This window comes from Streptomyces sp. CAU 1734 (genome assembly GCF_039888735.1).
Taxonomy (GTDB): Bacteria; Actinomycetota; Actinomycetes; order Streptomycetales; family Streptomycetaceae; genus Streptomyces.
Map to the genome: position 1 here is coordinate 250,951 of NZ_JBDQQP010000010.1, position 22,586 is coordinate 273,536.

At 72.7% G+C, this 22,586-nt stretch carries 21 protein-coding genes; 9 read left to right on the forward strand and 12 right to left on the reverse strand.

All coding sequences use genetic code 11. The features are described from left to right. Positions 1 to 525 precede the first annotated feature (525 nt). Positions 526 to 1,413: a Bax inhibitor-1/YccA family protein gene (locus AAFN69_RS21125; RefSeq protein WP_347730171.1), complete on the forward strand. Its 888-nt coding sequence runs from the start codon at positions 526 to 528 to the stop codon at positions 1,411 to 1,413. Positions 1,414 to 1,628: 215 nt separating this feature from the next. Here AAFN69_RS21125 and AAFN69_RS21130 read toward each other — a convergent pair whose 3' ends face one another. Continuing rightward, entirely contained in the window at positions 1,629 to 1,859 is a 231-nt protein-coding gene (locus AAFN69_RS21130) for a DUF4287 domain-containing protein (RefSeq protein ID WP_347730172.1), read from the reverse strand. A gap of 99 nt (positions 1,860 to 1,958) precedes the next feature. Here AAFN69_RS21130 and AAFN69_RS21135 point away from each other — a divergent pair, with 99 nt between their 5' ends. Further along, a complete protein-coding gene (locus tag AAFN69_RS21135; protein ID WP_347730173.1) occupies positions 1,959 to 2,285 on the forward strand; it encodes a hypothetical protein in 327 nt (108 codons plus the stop codon). A gap of 65 nt (positions 2,286 to 2,350) precedes the next feature. On the opposite strand, the gene AAFN69_RS21140 is transcribed toward AAFN69_RS21135, so the two are convergent. From AAFN69_RS21140 to AAFN69_RS21150, 3 genes are all read right to left on the reverse strand, one after another. Next, complete coding sequence (locus AAFN69_RS21140) at positions 2,351 to 3,202, reverse strand: hypothetical protein (RefSeq protein WP_347730174.1); 852 nt, start codon at positions 3,200 to 3,202, stop codon at positions 2,351 to 2,353. Positions 3,203 to 3,743: 541 nt separating this feature from the next. After that, a complete protein-coding gene (locus tag AAFN69_RS21145; RefSeq protein WP_347730175.1) occupies positions 3,744 to 4,964 on the reverse strand; it encodes an acetyl-CoA C-acetyltransferase in 1,221 nt (406 codons plus the stop codon). A 302-nt stretch (positions 4,965 to 5,266) separates the two neighbouring features. Then, positions 5,267 to 6,358 carry an SGNH/GDSL hydrolase family protein gene (locus tag AAFN69_RS21150; protein WP_347730176.1) on the reverse strand — a complete coding sequence of 364 codons (1,092 nt, stop codon included), beginning with the start codon at positions 6,356 to 6,358 and terminating at the stop codon, positions 5,267 to 5,269. Between the two features lie 112 nt (positions 6,359 to 6,470). Here AAFN69_RS21150 and AAFN69_RS21155 point away from each other — a divergent pair, with 112 nt between their 5' ends. Then, positions 6,471 to 7,883: a cystathionine beta-synthase gene (locus AAFN69_RS21155; RefSeq protein WP_347730177.1), complete on the forward strand. Its 1,413-nt coding sequence runs from the start codon at positions 6,471 to 6,473 to the stop codon at positions 7,881 to 7,883. A gap of 396 nt (positions 7,884 to 8,279) precedes the next feature. On the opposite strand, the gene AAFN69_RS21160 is transcribed toward AAFN69_RS21155, so the two are convergent. Continuing rightward, positions 8,280 to 8,708 (reverse strand): hypothetical protein, encoded by a 429-nt coding sequence (locus AAFN69_RS21160; RefSeq protein WP_347730178.1) that lies wholly within the window; start codon positions 8,706 to 8,708, stop codon positions 8,280 to 8,282. 174 nt (positions 8,709 to 8,882) lie between these two features. On the opposite strand from AAFN69_RS21160, the gene AAFN69_RS21165 reads away from it, so the two are divergent. Together AAFN69_RS21165 and AAFN69_RS21170 are read left to right on the forward strand one after the other, a co-directional pair. After that, on the forward strand, positions 8,883 to 9,722 hold the full coding sequence (locus AAFN69_RS21165; protein ID WP_347730179.1) for a MurR/RpiR family transcriptional regulator: 840 nt from the start codon (positions 8,883 to 8,885) through the stop codon (positions 9,720 to 9,722). A gap of 164 nt (positions 9,723 to 9,886) precedes the next feature. Beyond that, on the forward strand, positions 9,887 to 10,453 hold the full coding sequence (locus AAFN69_RS21170) for a hypothetical protein (protein ID WP_347730180.1): 567 nt from the start codon (positions 9,887 to 9,889) through the stop codon (positions 10,451 to 10,453). A gap of 71 nt (positions 10,454 to 10,524) precedes the next feature. Here AAFN69_RS21170 and AAFN69_RS21175 read toward each other — a convergent pair whose 3' ends face one another. The 5 genes from AAFN69_RS21175 to AAFN69_RS21195 form a co-directional block, all read right to left on the reverse strand. Then, on the reverse strand, positions 10,525 to 10,899 hold the full coding sequence (locus AAFN69_RS21175; RefSeq protein WP_347730181.1) for a hypothetical protein: 375 nt from the start codon (positions 10,897 to 10,899) through the stop codon (positions 10,525 to 10,527). A 25-nt stretch (positions 10,900 to 10,924) separates the two neighbouring features. After that, positions 10,925 to 11,593 carry a roadblock/LC7 domain-containing protein gene (locus tag AAFN69_RS21180; protein WP_347730182.1) on the reverse strand — a complete coding sequence of 223 codons (669 nt, stop codon included), beginning with the start codon at positions 11,591 to 11,593 and terminating at the stop codon, positions 10,925 to 10,927. Positions 11,594 to 11,718: 125 nt separating this feature from the next. Next, positions 11,719 to 12,549, reverse strand: coding sequence for a transcriptional regulator (locus AAFN69_RS21185; protein WP_347730183.1), 831 nt, complete (start codon positions 12,547 to 12,549; stop codon positions 11,719 to 11,721). Beyond that, positions 12,549 to 12,995 (reverse strand): hypothetical protein, encoded by a 447-nt coding sequence (locus tag AAFN69_RS21190; RefSeq protein WP_347730184.1) that lies wholly within the window; start codon positions 12,993 to 12,995, stop codon positions 12,549 to 12,551. Before AAFN69_RS21190 ends, AAFN69_RS21185 begins: the two co-directional genes overlap by 1 nt. A gap of 206 nt (positions 12,996 to 13,201) precedes the next feature. Further along, positions 13,202 to 14,503: an APC family permease gene (locus AAFN69_RS21195; RefSeq protein WP_347730263.1), complete on the reverse strand. Its 1,302-nt coding sequence runs from the start codon at positions 14,501 to 14,503 to the stop codon at positions 13,202 to 13,204. 501 nt (positions 14,504 to 15,004) lie between these two features. Between AAFN69_RS21195 and AAFN69_RS21200 the strand changes: the two genes are divergently transcribed. Beyond that, positions 15,005 to 16,036, forward strand: coding sequence for a nuclear transport factor 2 family protein (locus AAFN69_RS21200; protein ID WP_347730185.1), 1,032 nt, complete (start codon positions 15,005 to 15,007; stop codon positions 16,034 to 16,036). A gap of 60 nt (positions 16,037 to 16,096) precedes the next feature. Here the strand turns inward: AAFN69_RS21200 and AAFN69_RS21205 are convergent, their stop codons facing one another. Both AAFN69_RS21205 and AAFN69_RS21210 read right to left on the reverse strand, forming a co-directional pair. Beyond that, positions 16,097 to 16,561: an SRPBCC family protein gene (locus tag AAFN69_RS21205; RefSeq protein ID WP_347730186.1), complete on the reverse strand. Its 465-nt coding sequence runs from the start codon at positions 16,559 to 16,561 to the stop codon at positions 16,097 to 16,099. A 103-nt stretch (positions 16,562 to 16,664) separates the two neighbouring features. Beyond that, positions 16,665 to 18,011, reverse strand: coding sequence for a diaminopimelate decarboxylase (locus tag AAFN69_RS21210; protein WP_347730187.1), 1,347 nt, complete (start codon positions 18,009 to 18,011; stop codon positions 16,665 to 16,667). A 217-nt stretch (positions 18,012 to 18,228) separates the two neighbouring features. On the opposite strand from AAFN69_RS21210, the gene hutU reads away from it, so the two are divergent. The 3 genes from hutU to AAFN69_RS21225 are packed head-to-tail and all read left to right on the forward strand — an operon-like array spanning position 18,229 to position 22,492. Next, positions 18,229 to 19,914, forward strand: coding sequence for a urocanate hydratase (gene hutU / locus AAFN69_RS21215; protein WP_347730188.1), 1,686 nt, complete (start codon positions 18,229 to 18,231; stop codon positions 19,912 to 19,914). Beyond that, entirely contained in the window at positions 19,911 to 21,149 is a 1,239-nt protein-coding gene (locus AAFN69_RS21220; RefSeq protein WP_347730189.1) for an allantoate amidohydrolase, read from the forward strand. Before hutU ends, AAFN69_RS21220 begins: the two co-directional genes overlap by 4 nt. Continuing rightward, the gene (locus AAFN69_RS21225; RefSeq protein WP_347730190.1) at positions 21,140 to 22,492 is read left to right on the forward strand and encodes a formimidoylglutamate deiminase; all 1,353 of its coding nucleotides are present in this window, start codon (positions 21,140 to 21,142) and stop codon (positions 22,490 to 22,492) included. Before AAFN69_RS21220 ends, AAFN69_RS21225 begins: the two co-directional genes overlap by 10 nt. Positions 22,493 to 22,586 lie beyond the last annotated feature (94 nt).

Here is a 22,586-nt window from a genome sequence, read left to right on the forward strand (position 1 = left end):
ATTGGTGTTCCCGCCGGGAACACGGCCCCCCCCTGAAACCGGCCAAGACCGGCCGAGACAGACTGAAGCCCTGATCTGCACCGCAGGTCAGGGCGTATTCGCAGGTCAAAGGATTCGGCAGATCAGGTTCGAGTCCGGCTCCGGGCACTCTCTGTAGCCCGGCCGTCGACTCATAGTGGTTGAATACTTGACCGCCACTGGCGCACATGCTCGCACTTCTGCCCCACCTTGCACACCCCTATACGGAACCTTTCCCACCGGATTCCGCCGGACCCTGATCGGGCCGCGGTCGTGATCCCGGCGCCGCCCTCCCGTCGGCGCCTCCCGTCGGCGCCTCCCGCCGACGCGCCCGCCCCCGCGCGGATGGCGGAACGGACGCGGGCCGCCCGGACGCGGGGAACGATGGGAACAAGACCGTGGGAAGGGTCACGATCCGGAAAGATCCTCCCCTGGCACTAGGGTGCTTTATTTGCTCCCGCATTACTCTTGACGCAAGGCCGCGCAGTGCGGCCATGGAGGAGTGAGATGAGGAGCAGTAACCCGGTCTTCTCGCGACGGGGGTTCAGCCGCGACAACGGCTATGCGGGCTTCAACGCGCAGCCGCAGGCCGGGGGCCCCGTCGCAGGCAACCCGTACGCCCAGGGCGGCACCGGCACCGGTAACCCGTACGCGACCAACCCTTACGCACCCGAGGCCCAGCTCGCCGAGGGCACCCAGGCACCCGCCCGCCGGGTGATGACGATCGACGATGTCGTCGCGCGCACCGCGATGACGCTCGGCACCGTCGTTCTGACCGCCGCGCTCGCCTGGTTCCTGCTGCCGGTCGACACGGACAACGTCGGCAAGTCCTACGGCATCGCCATCGGCGCCGCCCTGGTGGCCATGGTCCTGTCGCTGGTCCAGGCGTTCAAGAGCAAGCCCGTCCCCGCGCTGATCCTGGCGTACGCCGCCTTCGAGGGTGTCTTCCTCGGAGTGATCTCCAGCGCGGTCAGCACCCACATCAGTGCCGGTGTCGTCCCGCAGGCGGTCCTGGGCACCATGGCGGTCTTCGCCGGCGTGCTCATCGCCTACAAGATGCGCTGGATCCGGGTCAACCGCCGCTTCTACGGCTTCGTCATGGCCGCGGCGGTCGGCTTCCTGCTGCTGATGCTGGTCAACCTGCTCTTCGCCGCCATCGGCGGAGGCGACGGTCTCGGCTTCCGCAGCGGTGGCCTCGGCATCCTCTTCGGTGTCATCGGCATCATCCTGGGCGCCTGCTTCCTCGCCCTCGACTTCAAGCAGGTCGAGGACGGACTCACCTACGGTGCTCCGCGCGAGGAGTCCTGGCTGGCGGCCTTCGGCCTCACCCTGACCCTGGTGTGGATCTACCTGGAAATGCTGCGAGTGCTGTCGATCATCTCCGGAAACGACTAGCACGCCGCTCACACTCCCCCGCGTGAGCGGTGAGGCGTGACGCACACGCCGAAGGGCCCGCAGGCAGCAGCCTGCGGGCCCTTCGGCTTCCGTCGTGGTCAGGTGGGGTTCGGGGGAGAGATCGGGGGACGGCCCCGGCGGGGCCGGCGCTCGCGGTCGCACGGCTCGGGTCGGAGAGCCCGCGGCCCGCGGCTGTGCCCGTTCGGCGGGCGGGGCTAGAGCAGCTTGCGGGCCGCTCGCCTCAGGTCGTATTCGTGGATGATCGCCTTGGCGTGGCCGTACGACAGCTCGTGCTCACTGCGGAGCCAGCTGACCTTCTCCTCGAAACGGAAGAGAGACGGACCGTTCTCGACCGTGCGGAGCCAGTCGGAGATCTCACGACCGGTGCGTTGGGGGATTCGGGAGAGCAGATTTCGATGGGTCTCTTCGGAGAAGACTTGGGACATCGGCGCCTCCGGACGCGTCGCGCGTGTGCTCCTTCCCGCCACCGTGCCTGAGGCCGGGCGCGTTGGCAACACTCCCGGGGGTGTGCGTAGGGTCGTCCCGTGCTCGATACGACCGAACTGACCGCCGCCGTGGACCGTTTCGCCGACCGGCTGCGGGCCGCCCCGCAGAGCCGCCTCGAACGCGGCGCGGCCGCCGGGGCACTCGCCCTGGCCAGGGAATTGGCACGCCGTGCCCAGCTCCTGGAGAACCCGGACCGGACGCCGGTGATCATGCCCGACGCCGGGGTGTTCGCGGTCGCCGACCAACTCTCCGTGGCCGGAGCGGATATCGCCGAAGCACTGAGAACGGCCCCGCCCCGCCGTGCGGCGGAGGTGGACGAGGCCGTGGAATTGGTACGCGCCGCGGTGGAGCGCTCCGGTCTGTAGCCGTGCGGGCGGCTCGGGGCCGGGCGGCTCGGGAGCTCAGCGGCTCACGGCTCGGCGCTCGGCGCTCAGAGCGAGGTGATGACCCGGTCCGCGAGCAGATACACCGTCTCGTCACCACAGACGAAGGTCAGGGCGTACGCGCCCGAAATGCTCGATCCGCCCAGCAGTACGGGAGTGTCACCGGCGCGCAGCGCCTGCCCCAGCCGCTCCGCCGTCTCGCGGTGGCCGGGCGTCAGGCACAGGGTCGTACCGTCCGCGAAGACATAGACATCGAGCGTGCCGAGCGGTCCGGGCCGCACATCCGCCAGCGCGGTGCGCGCCTCGGCCAGCTCCTCCAGCCGGGACACGGTCCGCTCGTGGTCGGTGATCAGCGGGGACTGCACCGGCACGAAGTCCGGGTGCGAGGGGTGCCGGCGCCGGGCCGCGGCCAGCTCCGGGGAGTCCTCGGCGAACTCGGTCGCCTCGGGGAGATCGGCGAGCTCCTCGAACGCCTCCACGGCCTCCAGGTCGATCGCCTCCAGCCCGGCGAAATCGCTCTGCCGCGGCACATAGAACGGCAGCTCCTCCTCGGCCGCGCCCACGCCGCCCAGCAGATGCAGCGGCGGCTCCCCGCCGAGCCGCGCGGTGGCGTCGGCGGCGTCCCGGGTCTCCTGCGCGGCCCAGAACGCCCGCGCGTCGGCCAGCTCCCGCTCGCGTTCCTCGGCGAGCGCCTCGGCGACGGCCGTGCGTATCTCGGCGGCGGGGGTCGGCCGGGCCTGGTGGGGCACCGCGGCGACCGGTCCCGCACCTGCCTCGACGGCCGCGGAGAGTTCGGTGTGCAGGGCTGTGACCTGCCTGCGGAGGCCGTGGACGGCGTACAGGGCGGCGGTGCCCACCGCCGTCGCGGCGGCCGTGGTCAGCAGCAGGGCAAGAGACATGGCGCTCACTGACGTACTCCCGGTTTCGTCGACACCCCCGACTTCCTAACATCAGCTTGCGATGAGCCCACGTCCCCTGTCAGTGCAATACGTCACGAAATGGACAGGACTTTTGGCCTGGCGTTTACCTGGCAACCGCTTTGACCTGCGGTGATACCGCTTACTTGAGGGCTGGATCACATCCTGGGGCATATTCGGTCACGACTCGGCACACCCGCCCGCGGGGTGGCCTCCGGCCGGGTGCGCGGTGGTGCGGCGATGCCGCGCGCCCCGGGGGAGAGGCGCACGGCATCTGTCGCACATTTCAGCGCGGTGCGGTCGCGCTGTGATCGTGAGCGCGTGGAGCCGGGCTCGGCTCAAGCGGTCGCGTTGTGCTTCGGCTTCGTTGCGGGCAGGTGCCGTCCTCGTTCCTCGGACGACCCCTACCCTCCACTGCGCCTCAGCTCAGCCGCTCGGTGTGGGCTGGTCGCGTTGAGCCTCGGCTTCGTTGCGGGCAGGTGCCGTCCTCGTTCCTCGGACGACCCCTACCCTCCACTGCGCCTCAGCTCAGCCGCTCGATGACCATCGCCATTCCCTGTCCCCCGCCCACGCACATCGTCTCCAGGCCGAACTGCTTGTCGTGGAACTGCAGGCTGTTGATCAGGGTCGTCGTGATCCGCGCGCCGGTCATGCCGTACGGGTGGCCGACCGCGATCGCGCCGCCGTTGACGTTCAGCCGGTCGATGTCGATGCCGAGGTCCCGGTAGGAGGGGATCACCTGCGCCGCGAACGCCTCATTGATCTCCACGAGGTCGATGTCGCCGATCGTCAGGCCCGCCCTGGTGAGCGCCTGCTGCGAGGCGGCGACCGGGCCGTAGCCCATGATCTCCGGGGAGAGGGCCGAGACGCCGGTGGAGACGATCCGGGCCAGCGGGGTCAGGCCCAGCTCGCGGGCCTTGGTGTCGCTCATGATCACCAGTGCGGCGGCGCCGTCGTTCAGCGGGCAGCAGTTGCCGGCGGTGATCAGCCCGTCGGGGCGGAAGACGGGCTTCAGTCCCTCGACGCCCTCCAGCGTCACCCCCGCCCGGGGGCCGTCGTCCTTGCTGACCACGGTGCCGTCCGGGGTGGTGACCGGGGTGATCTCGCGCTCCCAGAAGCCGTTGCGGATGGCTTCCTCGGCGAGGTTCTGCGAGCGGACGCCGAACTCGTCCATGTCGCGCCGGGTCACACCCTTCAGCCGGGCGAGGTTCTCGGCGGTCTGGCCCATCGCGATGTACGCGTCGGGCAGCTCGCCGTCCTCGCGCGAGTCGTGCCAGGAGTCGGCGCCGCCCTCGGCGGCCTTCGCGGTACGGGCCCCGGCGCCGGCGAAGAGCGGGTTCTGTGTGTCCGGGTGGCTGTCGGACGAGCCCCGGGTGAAGCGCGAGACCATCTCCACGCCGGCGGAGATGAAGACATCGCCCTCACCGGCCTTGATGGCGTGCAGCGCCATCCGCGAGGTCTGGAGCGACGAGGAACAGTAGCGGGTGATCGTGCACCCGGGGAGATGGTCCATCCCCAGCCGCACGGCGACGATCCGGCCGAGGTTGAATCCCTGCTCGCCGCCCGGGAGGCCGCAGCCGAGCATCAGATCGTCGATGTCCCGGGGGTCCAGGCCGGGAAGCTTGGCGAGGGCCGCCTCGATGACGGTCGCGGTGAGATCGTCCGCGCGCAGATCCTTCAGGGAGCCCTTGAAGGCCCGGCCGATGGGGGAGCGGGCGGTGGACACGATCACGGCTTCGGGCATCACGGCTCCATGAGGGCGAGAGAGTGGACCGGTTGGGAAGTTACCGCGAGGTAGGGACGCGGTCACGGGTATCCGCGTGTGACGAGCGACTCAATTCTAAGCGAGCGCTCACTTTTTCGGAGTGGGCCGGAGTGGGCCGGAGTGCGCCGGAGCCGGGGGCCGGGGCGGAGCCGGAGCCGGGGCCCTTCGGGCCGGCGGGCGCGCGAAGGGCCGCGCCCCGCTCCTCCCGGGCCCGGCCCCGCCGTCGTGGCGTCTCCCGTACGCGCATCCTCGGCGCGCGCCCGTCCTCCGTACGCGCGCCCTCAGCGCGGCCTCGCCCCCGTGGCGGGTGACGCCGCCGGGCGGCCGTCCGCTCCGGAGCCCCCCGCGCCCGGCGCGTCCGGGCCCTCGCCCGGGTCCGCCTCGTCCGTCGCCGGTTCGGCGGGGTGCGCCGAGGCGGGCAGCCGCCTGCGCCGGCGGTGCTTCAGCAGTGCCCAGGGCGCGCGGGCGCCGGTGACCTCGGTGCCCGCCTCCCGGGCCGCCGTGACCGCCGCCTGTGCCACCGGCAGCATTCCCTCGTCCCGCGCCGCCTCGGGGTGGTCCGACTCCGGCCACGCCCCCAGGGCCGCGCACACCGTCGGCAGCATCGCCATCGCCGCCGTGGCGTACCCCTCGGCCGACGGGTGGTAGTTGTCGGCGGCGAACATCTCCCTCGGGTTGGCCGCGAACTCCGGGCTCAGCAGATCGCCCAGCGAGACCGTGCGCCCGCCCTGCTCGATCACCCCGATCGTCTGCGCCGCCGCGAGCTGGCGCGACACCCGCCGGGCCAGCCACCGCAGCGGCTGGTACACCGGCTCGATCGTCCCCAGGTCCGGGCAGGTGCCCACGACCACCTCGGCGCCCGCCGTGCGCAGCCGCCGCACCGCCGAGGAGAGATGGCGCACGGACTGGGTGGGCGGCATCCGGTGGGTGACATCGTTGGCGCCGATCATGATCACGCAGATGTCCGGCATCCGCGAGGTGTCCGCGAGCAACAGCGTGACCTGGCGTTCCAGATCGTCCGACCGGGCCCCCGGGAGAGCCACATTGCAGACCTCCACCGGGCGCTCGGCCACCGCCGCCAGCCCCGACGCCAGCAGCGCCCCCGGCGTCTGCCCGGCCCGCCGCACGCCCTGGCCCGCCGCGGTGGAGTCGCCCAGCATCCCGAGGAGCAGCGGATCGGTGCGCCCGAAGGCCAGCCCGTAGAGCCCGTCACCCCTCGGCGGTACGGGTGCGGTGCCCCCGCCCACGGACCGTTTCGCCAGCTGCACCTCCGCGAGCACCAGGCCCACGGTCGCCGCGCCGAGCAGGCCGATGCCTCCGCCGCCGTAGGCCGCGCCCGCCGCGATGCGCCGTGCCACTCTCGCTCTCGACACCGTCCGGCCCTCCTCTCCTCACCTGCTAACTGCCCCGTAGCCGCGGTCGCCCAATCCCGCCCCGGTCGGCATACTCTGACCGCATTCACTACGGAGATCCCGGAGACACATTGTGCGCATTCATCACTCGATGATCAGTCTCGTCGGCAATACGCCGCTGCTGAAACTGAACAGCGTCACCGAAGGCATCCAGGCGACCGTGCTGGCCAAGGTGGAGTACTTCAACCCCGGCGGTTCGGTGAAGGACCGCATCGCGCTGCGCATGATCGAGGCGGCCGAGGAGAGCGGAGCGCTCCGCCCCGGCGGCACGATCGTGGAGCCCACCAGCGGCAACACCGGTGTGGGGCTGGCGATCGTGGCCCAGCAGAAGGGCTACAAGTGCGTCTTCGTCTGCCCGGACAAGGTCTCCACGGACAAGATCAATGTGCTCCGGGCGTACGGTGCCGAGGTCGTCGTCTGCCCCACCGCCGTGGACCCCGAGCACCCGGATTCGTACTACAACGTCTCGGACCGTCTGGTGCGCGAGATCCCCGATGCCTGGAAGCCCGACCAGTACTCGAACCCGAACAACCCCCGCTCGCACTATGAGACGACCGGTCCCGAACTCTGGGAACAGACCGAGGGAAAGATCACCCATTTCGTCGCGGGTGTGGGCACCGGCGGCACGATTTCCGGCACCGGGCGCTATCTCAAGGAGGTCAGCGACGGCGGTGTGCGGATCATCGGCGCCGACCCGGAGGGCTCCGTCTACAGCGGCGGCTCCGGGCGGCCCTATCTGGTGGAGGGCGTCGGCGAGGACTTCTGGCCGACCGCCTACGACCGGACGGTGACCGACGAGATCGTCGCCGTCTCGGACAAGGACTCCTTCCAGATGACCCGCCGCCTCGCCAAGGAGGAGGGACTGCTGGTCGGCGGCTCCTGCGGAATGGCCGTGGTCGCGGCGCTGCGGGTGGCGGAGGGGCTCGGCCCCGACGATGTGGTGGTCGTCCTGCTCCCGGACAGCGGGCGCGGCTATCTCTCCAAGATCTTCAACGACGAGTGGATGGCGGACTACGGCTTCCTGGAGGAGTCCGGACCCGCCGCATCGGTCGGGGACGTGCTCCGCCACAAGGAGGGCGGGGAGATCCCGAGCCTGGTGCACATGCACCCCGAGGAGACGGTGGGCGAGGCCATCGAGGTGCTGCGCGAGTACGCCGTCTCCCAGATGCCGATCGTGAAGCCGGGCGCGGGTCACCCTGATGTGATGGCCGCCGAGGTCATCGGCTCGGTGGTGGAGCGGGAGCTCCTCGCCGCGCTCTACACCCAGCGCGCGACGCTGGAGGACCCGCTGGAGAAGCACATGAGCCCGCCGCTTCCGCAGGTCGGCTCCGGTGAGCCGGTGTCGGACCTGATGGCGGTGCTCGGGGACACGGCCGACGCGGCGATCGTGCTGGTGGAGGGGAAGCCCACCGGTGTGATCAGCCGCCAGGACCTGCTGGCCTTCCTCGCGGGCGGCAAGGGCGGGGCGGGCGGCGCGGGTCTGTAGCCCGCCGGCTCCCGTGCCCGCCGCCGCGCCGTCCGCCGCATTCTCGCGAACGGTACGTGCGCGACATGTCCGCGCAGCACTCGCTTAACACTCGTCGGGCACAGTGGTGGATGTCGGCAGGCGCTCCGGAAGGGGACCGGCCGGCATCCACGAACGGCGTCCTGGACATCCGGAGCGGCTCCCGGACCCATGACGCCAGGACGCGGCGACCGGCCCTGACCCGGGACCGTGTCCCACGCGGGGACCGCCGTCGTCCCGCCCTCCGGCCGGCGGCCGGGGGTGCGGCGGTCCCCGCGTCACCCTTCTCCCCGGCCCTCGCGGCCGGCCGGTTTCCTCAGGTCTCTCCCCCGGTCCTCCCCGTGCGATCGGGTGCCCGCGCGATCCGGCCCGGCGCGGTCAGTCCTCCCAGCGGTCCTCCGGCTTCGCCCGGCCGCCCCGCCGCAGCCAGGAGAAGCCGATCCCCGAGTGGACCGCGTTCACTCCGACGATTCCGGCCCAGACGACGACCAGCCCCGGCAGATCGGCGTTGACCGCGCCGATCGCGGAGAGCGGCACGGCGAGGATCAGCGAGACGATGCCGAAGCCGAAGCGCTCGCCGAAATTGGGATCGGACAGCTCCTGCGGCGGGCGGGTGCCCCGGGCCACCACCATCTGCCGCTCGGCGAGCTGACGGCGCACCCGGCGGTCCACCGTGCCGTCCAGCCGGTTCTCCACCTTCTCCAGGAAGGACTCGATGAGCGCGGACTCGTACTCGTCGCCCAGTTCTTTCCGGGCGTGCAGAGTGGCGTCCAGCTCTTTCTTCAACTCGGGATCGCGGGCTTCCATGCGGGTGACAGTACGAGGACGGGCACCGGGCGGTCACTGGGGAAAGCCCCCCTCTTTCCACCCGTACGGCCTGCTGGGCCGCGGCGCCGCCCGTACCCGGCGGGCACGGGTCCGCCAACCCGCTGCATACTGTCATGCAGAGTTCTTGGCGACTGAATATCCGAGGGGGACGGCATGAGCTCCAGCCCTGCCGCGCGGCTGCAACAGCTCTTCGAGGGCCACCGGCTCACCCCCACCCAGCGGCGGATCGCCCATACGATGGTGCGCCGCGCCGCCGATGTGCCGTTTCTGTCCAGTGTGGAGCTGGCCGAGGTCGCCGGGGTCAGCCAGCCGTCCGTGACCCGGTTCGCGGTCGCCCTCGGCTTCGACGGCTATCCCGCCCTGCGCAAGCATCTGCGCGAGCTCGCTCCCCCGGAGAGCCCGGAGACCGGCGAGGACACCCCCAACGAGTACCAGCAGGCGGTGCACGCCGAGATCGAGAATCTGCGCCGGCTCGCCGAACTCCTCGCCGACCCGGCACCCGTGGAACAGGCCGGCCGGCTCCTCGCCGCCTCCCGGCCGCTGCCGGTCCTCGGCCTGCGCGCGGCCGGAGCCCAGGCCCGCGGCTTCGCCTACTTCGCCGCCAAGGTCCACCCGGATGTCCGGCTCCTCGACGAGGGCGGCACCCTGCTCCCCGACCGGATCGACGCCGCCCGCCGGGCGGGTGCGACCGCGCTGCTCTGCTTCGCCCTGCCCCGGCACCCGAAGGAAGTGGTGGAGACCCTGGCGTACGCCCGCTCGGCCGGGCTGACGGTGGTGACGGTCGCGGACTCGGCCTTCGCCCCGGTCGCGGGCCACAGCGACCTGCTGATCCCGGCCGCCGTCGGCACCGGGCTCGCCTTCGACACCCCGTGCGGGCCGATGCTGCTGGGCCGGGTGCTGCTGGAGGCGATGTGCGACGAACTCCCCGACGCGCAGGCCCGGCTGGAGGAGTTCGACACCCGGGCGGCGGCGCGGGGGCTCTTCGCCGAGTGAGCCGGCGAGGACCGGACCCCGGCCCTCCCCGAACCCGTTCATGAACCGTCCCCGAACCCGTCCAGGAACCGTCCCCGGCACTCGGCCGGCACTCAGCCGGCACTCAGAAACCGCGGCTATCCTCCCTGCCGGAAAACCATGGGGCACACGGAGGGAGCACAGAGGTGGGACGCGGTACGGAGTCGCTGGCCAGAGTGGCCGTGGTGGTACGGGCGAGAGCGGCACCCCTGTGGTGGCTGGGGCTGGTCACGGCGGCGATCGGCGCGCTGCTGCCCGGGCTCACCGGCCGCCGCATCGGACTGCTGACCGGTGCGGCGCTCTTCCTGGTCACCGCGGCCGTCACCGCATTCGTCCACCGGGGCCGCTACCGGCGGTACGCGGAGGCGGCCGGCCGCGCCGGGCGCACCGACCGGCTCCAGGACCGGCGGGTGACCCTGCGGGTCCGGCGGCGCGCCCGCCGCCTGCCGATGCTGCTCGCCGCGCTCGTCTCCATCGCCTCCTCATTCGCCCTGCCGGGCGCCGCCGGCCTGGCGCTCGCGGGCGCCGGGGCCGGCCTGTGGGCCAAGGCGGTCTGGATCGGCCGGCTGGAGCACGCCGGGGAGCGGCTGTACTGGCTGCCGGTGGACCGGATGGCCGGGGGAGCGGCGGGGAAGCGGGCCGGGGAGTACCGGACCACCGGGATCGCGGCCGGGGACGCCGCACCCGGCGGGGCACGGCGCCGCCGGTCCTGACGGGGGAAGCGAACGGGGAAGCGGAACGGGGACGCGGACCCGGGCCCGGCGGCGTCCGCGTCCGGGCCGGCTCAGACCTCCAGTTCGCTCTCTATCCGGCGCAGCTGATGGCGGGCCATCGCGAGATTGGCCCGCTCCTTGTCGAGCGCCAGATAGAGGAAGAGCCCGTCGGCGCCCCGCCCCTTCAGCAGCCGGATCAGGTGGTACTGGCTGCCCAGGGTGATCAGGATGTCCTCGATCGAGTCCTTGAGGCCGAGCTGTTCCATGGTGCGCACCTTGGCGCGCACCACATCGGTGTTGCCCGCGGCGGCCACGGCCAGATCCAGATCCTTGCCGCCGCCGATGGTGCCGAGGGCCATGCCGCTGGTGTAGTCGACGAGTGCGGCGCCGATGGCGCCCTCGATGAGAGTGGTGGCTTGCTTCAGGGCGTGTTCGGTGCCGGGCATGAGGGTTCCCTTTCCTGGGTGCTGGTCATTCCTGAACGGGTGGTGCGGGGGAGGGGCCGGGGGCGGTCCCGGGACGTTTCAGAGCGCCGTCGACCAGTTCGCCGATGAGCGCGCCGGAGCGGCGGCCCTCCAGATGCAGCCGTCCGACATTCACCCGGGGTCCGGCGAGCAGGGTGAGCACGGCGGCCGAGCCCGCCCCGTACACCGCGACACAGCCGTGCTCGCCCCGGACCAGCAGCTCGCACAGGCCGCCCTGTCCGGTGGTCTCGGTGAGCCGGACGGCGACCCCGAGCGCGACCGCCGTCAGCGCGGCGAGACTCTCGGCGCCGGGACGGGAGTCGTCCGCTCCGGCCGCCTCGCCGGAGCCCGAGCCCGAGCCCGAGCCCGGGCCCGTGCCGGGGACGCGGGCCGTACGGGCGGACGGGGCGCGCGCGGCGTCCGTGTACCAGCCCCGGCCCGGACTCCGGCCGGCGGCACCCGGATCCGGGCCGGTACCGGGACCCGGTTCCGTACCTTCCGTACCGTCGCCCCGTCCGGCCGCCGGGCCCGCGCCGCCCATGCTCATGCCCGTGTCGGAGGCGAGGACCAGACCGTCCACGCTCGCGGCGACCGCGCCGGTCAGCTGCGGCATGCGGGCCCGCAGCCGTCTCAGTTCGGTGAGGACTTCGGCGAATACATCCGCCTCGCTGGTCATCGGCTCTCTCCTGCCCGGCGCGCGGGCTGCCCGCGCGCCTTCTGATGGGGGGCCGGATCCCGGCGTACGGCCGTCTCCCGCCGTACGGGCGGGTCCCGGCGCGGGGCGCGGCGGCGGGTGCGCACTCACCCGGGGCCCTCCAGCGCGTCACGGATCCGCCGGAGCAGCGCGGTGTCGGGTGCGGTGAAGGCGCCCCACGGCCGGGCCCGTCCGCCCCCGTTCCGCCGCTCCGGTCCTTCCGCCGGTCCGGGTACGGCCGGGGACCCCGGGCCCTCCGCGCCCTCGGGCGGGAACGCCGGCAGCGGAACCGGCGCGACCCGGGCGCTCGCCGGGGTGTCGATGAACCCCTCGGCGGCCAGCCGCCGCACCTCGATCAGGGTGTGGAACCCGGGCCGCCCCAGCGCGTGGGCGATCGCGGCCGGGGTCCGTACGCCATCGGCCAGCGCCAGCAGCGACCGGCGGCGGGCGGTGACCGCCCGGCCCTCCGGACGGGGACGGCACCGCACCGGGGCGGTGTCGACCGCCGGATGCGGCCAGAGCGCCTGGAGCAGCCTGCCGCGCCGCAGTGCCTCGCGTTCCACCGCCCGGGGCTCCACCGGCCGCACCGGGACCCGCCAGTGGGCGGCGCCGGAGCGGAAGCGGGTCGGCCCGTCGGCGGGGGCGAGCGCGAAGTAGGCCGCGTCGAACAGCGCGGTCAGCCGCAGGATCTCCAGCCGTCCGCCGCCGGCGCTCATCACCCGGCCGGTGTGCGGGGGGCCGGGGGCCGGACCGGCGGGCGCGCCGGCCTCCGCCGCTCCTCGCGCGGCGAGCAGCGCTTCGAGTCCGGGCGCCGCGGGTGACTCGGCGTGGACGACCCGGCCGTCCGTGAGATAGAGCGCGCCGTGCTCGCGGATCAGCACACCGGTGGCCCGCTCCTCCGTGAGCCGGGTGAGCAAGGGGGAGAGGGCGGTCGCCATCAGAGCACCAGCCGCCCGGCGAGGTCGCGCATCCGCATCCGGGCCAGGGCGAGATTGCCGAGGTCGCGGTCGAGCCAGAGATGGAGGACGACTCCGCCGTCGAGCACCGGGCCGAGGAAACGGACCAGGTGGTAGCAGGTGGGGGTGGTGACGATGAGGTCCTCGGGAACCCCCGCGTCCTCGGGAGCCGTCCCGCCCGTCCCGCCGGCTCCGCGCGTCCCGCCGGCTCCGGCCGTCCCGCTCGCTCCGCCCGTCGCGGCGAAGGCGGTGTACTCACCCGTCATCCGGGCCAGCTCGGCGAGCTCGGCGGCACCGGCCTCGTGGTCCCCGCCGGGTGCCTCGCCGATGGTGCCGAGCGCGAGCCCGCTGACCCAGTCCACCAGCGCCGCGCCGCGCGCTCCGGGCACCAGCATGGCCTCCAGCAGAGACTCGTCGATTCCGGGCATGCGGGCCCCCTTTCCGCCCTGGTGTTCCCACGCACTGGTGTGCGGTCGTCGGTGACGGAAAGGCTAGGTGGTGTGGCTGGGAGTGATGAGACTTCTGGCATTTTCCAACGGAACATGCCCCGGCCCCGATAGGGTCCGCCCACCGACCCCGCGCCGGCCGCCGGCCGGGCCGCCCGCCGGACCCCTCCCCGCTCCCCCGCCCGAGGTCAGGCCGTGTCCTCCCCGCGTGCCCTCAGCACCGCCCTGTTGACGACCCAGAGCCCGATGCCGATGGCGATCAGCACCCCGGCGCGGATGTAGACCTCGGCGTCCCGGTCGGCGAGCGGACTCGCCAGGACGAGTGCGGTGATCGCGCCGAGCACCGGAAGGGCCGTCGGCGTACGGAAGTGGGCATGGCCCACCGGGTCGCGGCGCAGGACCAGTACGGCGATGTTGACGATGGCGAAGACGCAGAGCAGCAGGAAGGCGGTGGTGTCGCCGAGCCCTTCGATCTCGCCGGTGGTGACCAGCCCGATCGCGAGCGCCGAGACGAAGACGATGCCGACGACGGGGGTGCGCCGGCCGGGCAGGACGCGTCCCATCACCTTCGGCAGAATGCGTTCGTTCGCCATGCCGTAGCAGAGCCGCGAGGCCATCATGATGTTGATCAGCGCGGAGTTGGTGACCGCGAAGAGGGCGATCAGGGCGAAGAGTTCGGGCGGGAAGCCGACACCGCCCGCCTTCACCACCTCCAGCAGCGGTCCGCTGGACCGCTCCAGGGTCCGGTGGTCGACGAGGAGCGAGGAGACCAGCGCCACCAGGACATAGATGGTGCCGGTGACCGCGACTCCGATGAAGATGGCCCGGGGGAAGGTGCGGACCGGGTCCTTGGTCTCCTCGGCCATGTTGACCGAGTCCTCGAAGCCGACAAAGGCGAAGAAGCCGAGTGCGGTGGCCCCGAGCATGCTGGTGACCAGGGCGTATCCGGTACCGCTCGACTCGAGGTCGGTGAGCCGGGAGGGCTCGCCGCCGCCGGAGAGGACCGCCCACGCGCCGATCGCGAGAATGATCGCCAGACCGGTGAGCTCCACGATGGTGAGGACCACATTGGTCTTCACGGACTCGGAGACCCCGCGCAGATTGAGCGCGGCCAGGGCCAGGATGAAGAGAATCGCGATCAGGGTGGCGGGGACCGCGTCGGTGAACTCCTGGAAGTAGTCGCCGCTGAAGGCCCGGGCGGCGGCGCTCGCGGAGGAGAGCCCGGAGCACATCACCATGAAGGCGACGATGAAGGTGAGGAAGGGGACCTTGAACGCCTTCTGGGTGTAGAGCGCGGCCCCGGCCGCCTTGGGGTACTTGCCGACCAGCTCCACATAGGACGCGGCGGTCAGCAGGGCGACGATGAATCCGATGAGGAACGGGAGCCAGAGCGCGCCGCCGGCCTTGCCCGCGACCTTGCCGGTGGTGGCGTAGATGCCGGTGCCGAGGATGTCGCCGATGACGAAGAGGATCAGCAGCTTGGGCCCGATGGCTCTCTTGAGCGGCCCTTCGCCGCCGGGCGGTGCGGAAGCCCCCGGCGGTGCGGAAGCCCCGGGCGGTGCGGCAGCCCCGGGCGGTGCGGCAGCCCCGGGCGGTGCGGCAGCCCCCGGTGGCACGGATGACGACGGCGGTACGGGCGACGACGGCGGTACGGACGACGCGGACGATCCGGACGGCTCGGGTGCGGAGGGGGCGGTGGACGGGCTGGTCAAGTGAGGCTCTCCCAAGAGTCCGTGCGGATGCGGTGTGGGAGGAGGACTGCCCCGGCGATGAGCGGTGATGCCTGGACGAATGTGCGGGAAATGCGTCCATTCCGCGTGCCGGCGGGCCGTTGCCGCCCACCGGTCCGGCCGCGCGCCCGGCGGGACGCACTGCCCCGGCGGCATTACCCCGCACGTAATCGCGCCCCCGGGACGCCCCCGGCAGACTCCTGGGCAGGGAGGCGAACAGCCCCCCGGAACAGACTCGTTCGAAGAGATCCGGAGTACGCCGTGCAGCGCATCCGCCCCCTGATCGTCGTCGCGACCGCCGCCGCTCTGCTGCCCATCGGTTCGGGTACCGCCTCGGCGTCCGCGCAGCCGTCGCTCTGCGCGTCCGTCGCGACGGCCCCGGCGCCGGAACACTCCGCCCATGGCGCCCTGCACCCGAAGGTGCGGGCGTTCCTCAGGGCGTACTGCGCCTGGGGCGAGGCACCGGCCGACATCCCGAAGTACATGGCTCTGTTCACGCCCACCGGCACGCTGATGGACACCGGTCTGGCGGAGCCGATCGGCCGCGAGATCATCGAGGCGCAGATCACCAATGTCGTGAAGCGGGTGGAGAAGTACCGCTTCGAGCCGCTCTCGGTGTCCGCCTCCCCGGATGGCCGGGTGGCCTTCGTCAAGGCCCGCAACACCGGCATCGTGGACCCGGTGGGGCCGGGGCTGCCGGTCGCGGTCGACTATGTGACCATGCACCGGCTGGAGCTCAGCGGCGCGCAGGTCCAGCAGGGCCGCCGGTTCTGGGACCAGACCGATCTCTTCCGCCCGCTGGACCCGAAGCTGCCCGACCTCTTCGCCGGTCCGGACCGGAACACCTCGGCCGGCCCGGGTCCGGCCCGCCCGGAGCAGAGTGTCCGGGAGCGGAAGCGGGCCTGGAACACCCAGGACATCGACGCGCTCGTGGACGGCGTGAACCGGCTGACCGAGCTGACCGGCCCCGGCGCGGCCAAGGGGCTGAAGGGCCCCGAGGCGGCCCGCGCCTATCTCGGCAAGCTGTTCGGAAAGGTCCGTGACCTGGAGCTGGAGCCGGGGAACACCGTGCGCGAGGGCCGCACGACCCACCGGGAGTGGGTGGGGCACGCCATCGTCCGCTCGGACGGGCGCGAGGTGAGCTTCGGCATCGTCGAGCGCTTCACCCGGGACGGCCGGGGCCGGACCGGATGGGATCTCTCCTTCGACACCCTGGACCTGGTCGCCACCCCGAAGCAGATCGAGGACCTGCGCGGACTGATCTTCCCCAGGCCGGCGACCCCGGCATCCTGACCCGGCATCCCGCCCCCTCCCGCAGCCTGATCCCCGCATCCCGCCCCCCCGGGGCCGCCCTTACTCCCCGGCCTCCACCGCCGCCGCCACATCGGCCAGATCAGCGGCGATGGTCCTGGCCACCATCCGGGCACCGAGCCCGCCGAAGAGCCTGGCGAGCAGCCCGGGGACGAGCCCCTCGGGCGGGAGGGCGGAGAAGGTCATCCGCACATCCGTGGTCGACGGGCCGGTCTCGGTCAGCACGAACTCGGAGATGTAGTGGGCGCCCCGGGAATCGGCCTCCGCCACATAGCGCAGCGGCGGCTCGGCGGCCGTCACCTGGATCTCCTCGGTCGCCGCCCGGCCCATCATCCGCCGTGTCTCACGCCATCGGGTGCCCACCCCGAACGGGCCGTCGGAGAGCACTTCGACCGAGTCCACCCCGCTCAGCACGGCCGGCGCGCGCTCCAGATCCGTGAGCGCGCGCCACACCCGGTCCGCCGGAGCCGCGATCCGGCGCTCGACCACCACACTTGTGTTCGCCATGGTTCAAGGGAAGCAGCAGGCTCTGACAATCGCTCCCGGAAGGCCGCCCATCGCCCCGGAAGGCCGCCGGACGGCGGTCCTCCGGGGCGCGCTCACGGCCCGCTCACTCCCCCCGCAGCAGCGCGCCGGCCAGCTCCCCGCCCGACTCCGCGACGATCTCGGCCACGGTCTGCGGAGCCCGCACCGGGGCGAACACCGTCTCCTCCCGCCCGTCCGCCGCGCCCTCGCCCGCCGGCGACGAGAAGCCGTACACCCCCGGCCGGGGCAGGCTGTTGTACCCGTAGTGGTTGGAGAAGTAGTACGCCCCGGTGTCCAGCGCCGCCACCACGTCACCCGGCTCCAGCGGCGGCAGCGCCCGCCCCTCGGCGAGCAGATCGCCCGCGAAGCAGGCCGGCCCCGCCACGTCCTGCACCACCGGCTCGCCCGCCTTGGGCAGGCCCTTCCCGTCGTACGCGGCGATCCGCAGCGGCCACGAGGCCGGGTCGTAGACGGTGCGCGTGGCGACCTGCACCCCCGCGTGGGTCACCGCGATCGGCCGTCCGCCGGAGACCTTGGTGTACTCGACCCTGGCCAGAATCAGTCCGTTCTTCGCCAGCAGCGACCGGCCGAACTCGGTCACCAGCCCGTACCGCCCGTCGAGCAGTCCCGGGACCCGCATCCTCAGCAGCGCCGCGTACTCCGCGAAGCTCGGGGTGTGGTCGTCGGAGGCGAAGTTCACGGGCAGTCCGCCGCCGATGTCGATGGTGTCGATCTGCCGGCGCCCGGCCGCCGCGTTGATCTCCTCGGCGAGTCCGTACACCTCCCGGATCCCCTCGATCATCCGCTCCAGGGGTATGCCCTGGGAGCCGGAGTGGGTGTGCAGCCGGGTCACCCAGGGCCGGTCCAGACACATCCGCACGACCGCCCGGCGCGCGCCCTCGTCACGGAGCGCGATCCCGAATTTCGAGGTGGCGGTCGCCGTCGACAGCGCACCGATGGTGCCGCCTCCCACCTGCGCGTTCACCCGTATCCCGATGGGCGCGGACGGGTTGTCCGCGGCCGCCCTCAGGGCGTCGAGACGGGCCAGTTCCTGTGGGTTGTCGGCATTGACGGCGATGCCCAGCTCCAGCGCCTCCGCCAGCTCCGCCCGGGTCTTGGCCGGGGAGTCGAGGACGGTGTCCCCGGGGCGCACGCCCGCCGCGCGCGCCAGTGCCAGTTCGCCGGGGCTGGCGACCTCCGCGCCGATGCCCTCCTCGTTCAGCAGGGCGACGACGGGCACCAGCGGCGCCGCCTTGACGGCGAAGGCATGCAGCACCGGCGCATCGGTGACGGCGGCGAACGCGGCCCGCAGAGCCCGGGCGGAGGCGCGGATCCCGGCCACGTCCAGCAGGGCGGCCACGGGCTGGTCCTCGGTGAGGAGCCCCTGGGCGAGAGCGGCTCGTACGGCTTGATCGCGTCGGTCGGCAGTCATGCCGCCAGCCAATCATCCGGGGTGTGCGCGGCGCACCTGTTGACTAGGAGTATTCATGTAGCCAGGATGTGAATAGCGATATCAACAGGATGGCACCGGAAGCGGCTGCCGTCCTTCACCACCCGTAATCCCCGGCATCCCCTGATATCGCGCGTCTCACCAGACCCATCCATCCACACGGCGCACCGCCGTGTGAGCGCCGCGAGGAGGCCCTCACATGCCAGGACTGCCAGGAACACCGGGACCGTCGGGCCCCCGTCCCGTCAGGGCGCCGCGCGGTACGGAACTGAGCACCCTGGGATGGCAGCAGGAGGCCGCCCTGCGCATGCTCCGCAACAACCTCGACCCCGAGGTCGCCGAACACCCCGACAAGCTGGTCGTCTACGGCGGCACCGGCAAGGCCGCCCGTGACTGGCGCTCCTTCGACGCCATGGAGCGCACCCTGCGGACGCTGAAGCAGGACGAGACGATGCTCGTCCAGTCCGGCCGCCCCGTCGGCGTGATGCAGACGCATGAATGGGCCCCGCGCGTCCTGATCGCCAACTCCAACCTGGTCGGGGACTGGGCGAACTGGGAGGAGTTCCGGCGGCTCGAAGCCCTCGGACTCACCATGTACGGCCAGATGACCGCCGGATCCTGGATCTACATCGGCACCCAGGGCATCCTCCAGGGCACCTATGAGACCTTCGCCGCCGTCGCCGCGAAGAGGTTCGGCGGCACCCTCGCCGGCACCATCACCCTCACCGCCGGACTCGGCGGCATGGGCGGCGCCCAGCCGCTCGCCGTCACCATGAACGACGGCGTGGCGATCTGTGTCGACTGCGATCCGCGCGCCATCGAGCGCCGGATCGAGCACCGCTATCTCGATGTCCGCGCCGACTCCGTCGACCACGCCCTCCGGCTGGCGACCGAGGCCCGCGACGCCCGGCGCCCGCTCTCCATCGGCGTCCTCGGCAACGCCTCCGAGCTGCTGCCCGAGCTCCTCGCCATGGGCGCGCCGATCGACATCGTCACCGACCAGACCTCGGCCCACGACCCGCTCGCCTACCTCCCCGCCGGCGTGGACTTCGACGAGATGGCCTCCTTCGCGGCCGAGAAGCCCGCCGACTTCACCCAGCGGGCCCGCGAGTCGATGGCCCGTCATGTGGAGGCCATGGTCGGCTTCCAGGACGCGGGCGCGGAGGTCTTCGACTACGGCAACTCCATCCGGGGCGAGGCCAGGACCGCCGGCTACGACCGGGCGTTCGACTTCCCCGGCTTCGTACCCGCCTACATCCGCCCCCTCTTCTGCGAGGGGAAGGGGCCCTTCCGCTGGGCGGCGCTCTCCGGCGACCCGGCCGACATCGCCAGAACCGACCGCGCGATGCTCGAACTCTTCCCCGAGAACGAATCCCTGCGCCGCTGGATCAGCCTGGCCGGCGAACGCGTCCACTTCCAGGGCCTGCCCGCCCGCATCTGCTGGCTGGGCTACGGGGAACGCGACCGGGCCGGGGAGCGTTTCAACGACATGGTGGCGAGCGGCGAGCTCGCCGCCCCCCTCGCCATCGGCCGGGACCATCTGGACTGCGGCTCGGTGGCGTCCCCGTACCGCGAGACGGAGGCGATGCTCGACGGATCCGACGCCATCGCCGACTGGCCGCTGCTCAATGCCATGGTGAATGTGGCGTCCGGGGCATCCTGGGTCTCCATCCACCACGGCGGGGGAGTGGGCATGGGCCGCTCCATCCACGCGGGACAGGTGACGGTCGCCGACGGCACCCCCCTGGCCGGCGAGAAGATCCGCCGGGTGCTCACCAACGACCCCGGCATGGGCGTGATCCGCCATGTCGACGCCGGGTACGACATCGCCGAGTCGGTCGCCGAGGACAAGGGCGTACGCGTGCCGATGCGGGAGGAATCATGACATCGCCCGCCGAGGGGGACTCCTTCCACCGGATGTGGGCCGATCTCCGCCCCATCGGGCGGGCGGCCGCCACCGGCGGATACCGCCGCCATGCCTGGACCGGCGCCGACGCCGACTGCCGCACCTGGTTCCGGGAACAGGCCGAGGCGCGCGGTCTGGCGTACGAGACCGACCGCAACGGCAACCAGTGGGCCTGGCTCGGCGACCCGGCACAGGGCGACGCCGTCGTCACCGGCTCCCATCTGGACTCGGTCCCCGACGGCGGCGCCTTCGACGGCCCCCTCGGTGTCGTCTCCGCCTTCGCCGCCCTCGACGAGCTCCGCCGCGAGGGGGCGCGATTCACCCGCCCCCTCGCCATCACCAACTTCGGCGACGAGGAGGGCGCCCGCTTCGGCCTGGCCTGCGTCGGCTCCCGCCTCACCGCCGGAGTGCTCAGCCGCGAGGCGGCCCACGCACTGACCGACGCCGACGGGATCAGCCTCCCGCGGGCCATGGAGGAGGCGGGACACGACCCCTCCGCCATCGGCCCCGACCCGGAACGCCTCGCCCGTATCGGCGCCTATGTCGAACTCCATGTCGAACAGGGCCGCGCCCTCGATCTGACCGGCGACCCCGTCGGCATCGCCTCGGCGATCTGGCCGCACGGCCGCTGGCGGTTCGACTTCCGGGGCGAGGCCAACCACGCGGGCACCACCCGGCTCGCCGACCGCCGCGATCCCATGCTCGGTTACGCCGAGACCGTCCTCGCCGCCCGGCGGGAGGCCGAGGCGGCCGGCGCGGTCGCCACCTTCGGCAAGATCGCCGTCGAACCGAACGGCGTCAACGCGATCCCCTCCCTGATCCGCTCCTGGCTGGACTCCCGCGCCCCCGACCAGGCCGGCCTGGACACCGTCGTCGCCGCGATCGAACAGGCCGCGAAGGAGTGCGCCCGGCGCGACGGCCTCGATCTCTCCGTCGTACGCGAATCCTTCACCCCGGTCGTCGAGTTCGACCACGTCCTGCGCGACGAGATCGCCGGCATCCTGGCCGCCCGGCTCCCCGCCCCCGCCCCGGTCCTCGGCACCGGCGCGGGCCATGACGCGGGCATCCTCTCCACCGCCGTCCCCACCGCGATGCTCTTCGTGCGGAACCCCACCGGTATCTCGCACTCCCCGGCCGAATTCGCCGCCGAGGACGACTGCGTGGCGGGGGTCCGCGCGCTCGCCGCCGTACTGGAAGGGCTGGCATGCCGCTGACGACCGCGTACTGGGCCGAACACGCCCATCTCGGCGACCGCACCGAGCCCGGCGTGGTCCTGGACGTCGGCGGCGACGGCCGGATCGCGGCCGTCCGCACCGGAGTCCCGGCCCCGCCGCCGGGCGCCGAGATCCTGCGCGGCGTCACCCTCCCCGGCCTCGCCAACACCCACTCCCACGCCTTCCACCGGGCCCTGCGCGGCACCGTCCAGGTCGGCAGCGGCACCTTCTGGACCTGGCGCGAGACGATGTACGCGGTGGCCTCCCGGCTCACCCCGGACACGTATCACGCCCTCGCCCGCGCGGTGTACGCGGAGATGGCGCTCGCCGGGATCACCGCCGTCGGCGAGTTCCACTACCTCCACCACGCGCCGGGCGGCACCCGGTACGCCGACCCCAACGCCATGGGCGAGGCCCTGATCGCGGCGGCGGCCGAGGCGGGCATCCGGATCACCCTCCTCGACACGGTCTATCTCCACGGCGGGCTGACCCCCGAAGGCCACCAGCCGCTGAAGGGCCCGCAGCTGCGCTTCGGCGACGGCACCCTCGACGGCTGGCACGACCGCTGGTCCCGGCTGAAGCCCGCGGCGCACGCCGTCATCGGGGCGGCGGTCCACTCCGTGCGGGCCCTCTCCGCCGAGGACGTCCTCGCGGACTTCGCGGCCCGCACCGACGGCGTACCGGTCCATGTCCATCTCTCCGAACAGCCCGCCGAGAACACCGCGTGCCTCGCCGTCCACGGCCGCACCCCGGCCGGGCTGCTGGAGAGCGCCGGCTTCTGGAAGCCGACCGTGACGGCCGTCCACGCCACCCATCCGACCGACGGGGACATCGCCCTGCTCGGCCGCTCCGGCGCCGGGGTCTGCATGTGCCCGACGACCGAACGCGACCTGGCGGACGGCATCGGGCCGGCACGGGAGCTCCAGCGCGCCGGATCGCCGCTCTCGCTCGGCAGCGACAGCCATGCGGTGATCGACCTCCTGGAGGAGGCCCGCGCGATGGAGCTGAACGAACGCCTCCGCACCCGGGTCCGGGGCCACTGGACGGCCGCCGCCCTGCTCCGCGCGGCCTCCGCCGACGGCCATGCCGCACTCGGCCGCCCCGGGGCGGGCATCCTGGAGCCCGGCGCCCCCGCCGACTTCACCACGGTCTCGCTGACCTCCGTGCGCACGGCGGGCCCGGTGCCCCGACTGGCCGCGGAGACGGCGGTCTTCGCCGCCTCGGCGGCGGACGTCCGCGAGGTGGTGGTGGCGGGCCGCCGGGTCGTCCGCGACGGCGCGCACACCCTGATCGCGGACCCGGCGGGCGACCTGGCGGCGGCGGTGGCGGCACTGCGGGAGTGAGCCGGGCCGGTCGGCGAGAGCCGGTATATGTAAGTTGAACCTGTTCGAATCCGGTGCGACGATGACGCGATCCGCGTACGCGGATCCGTTTGAG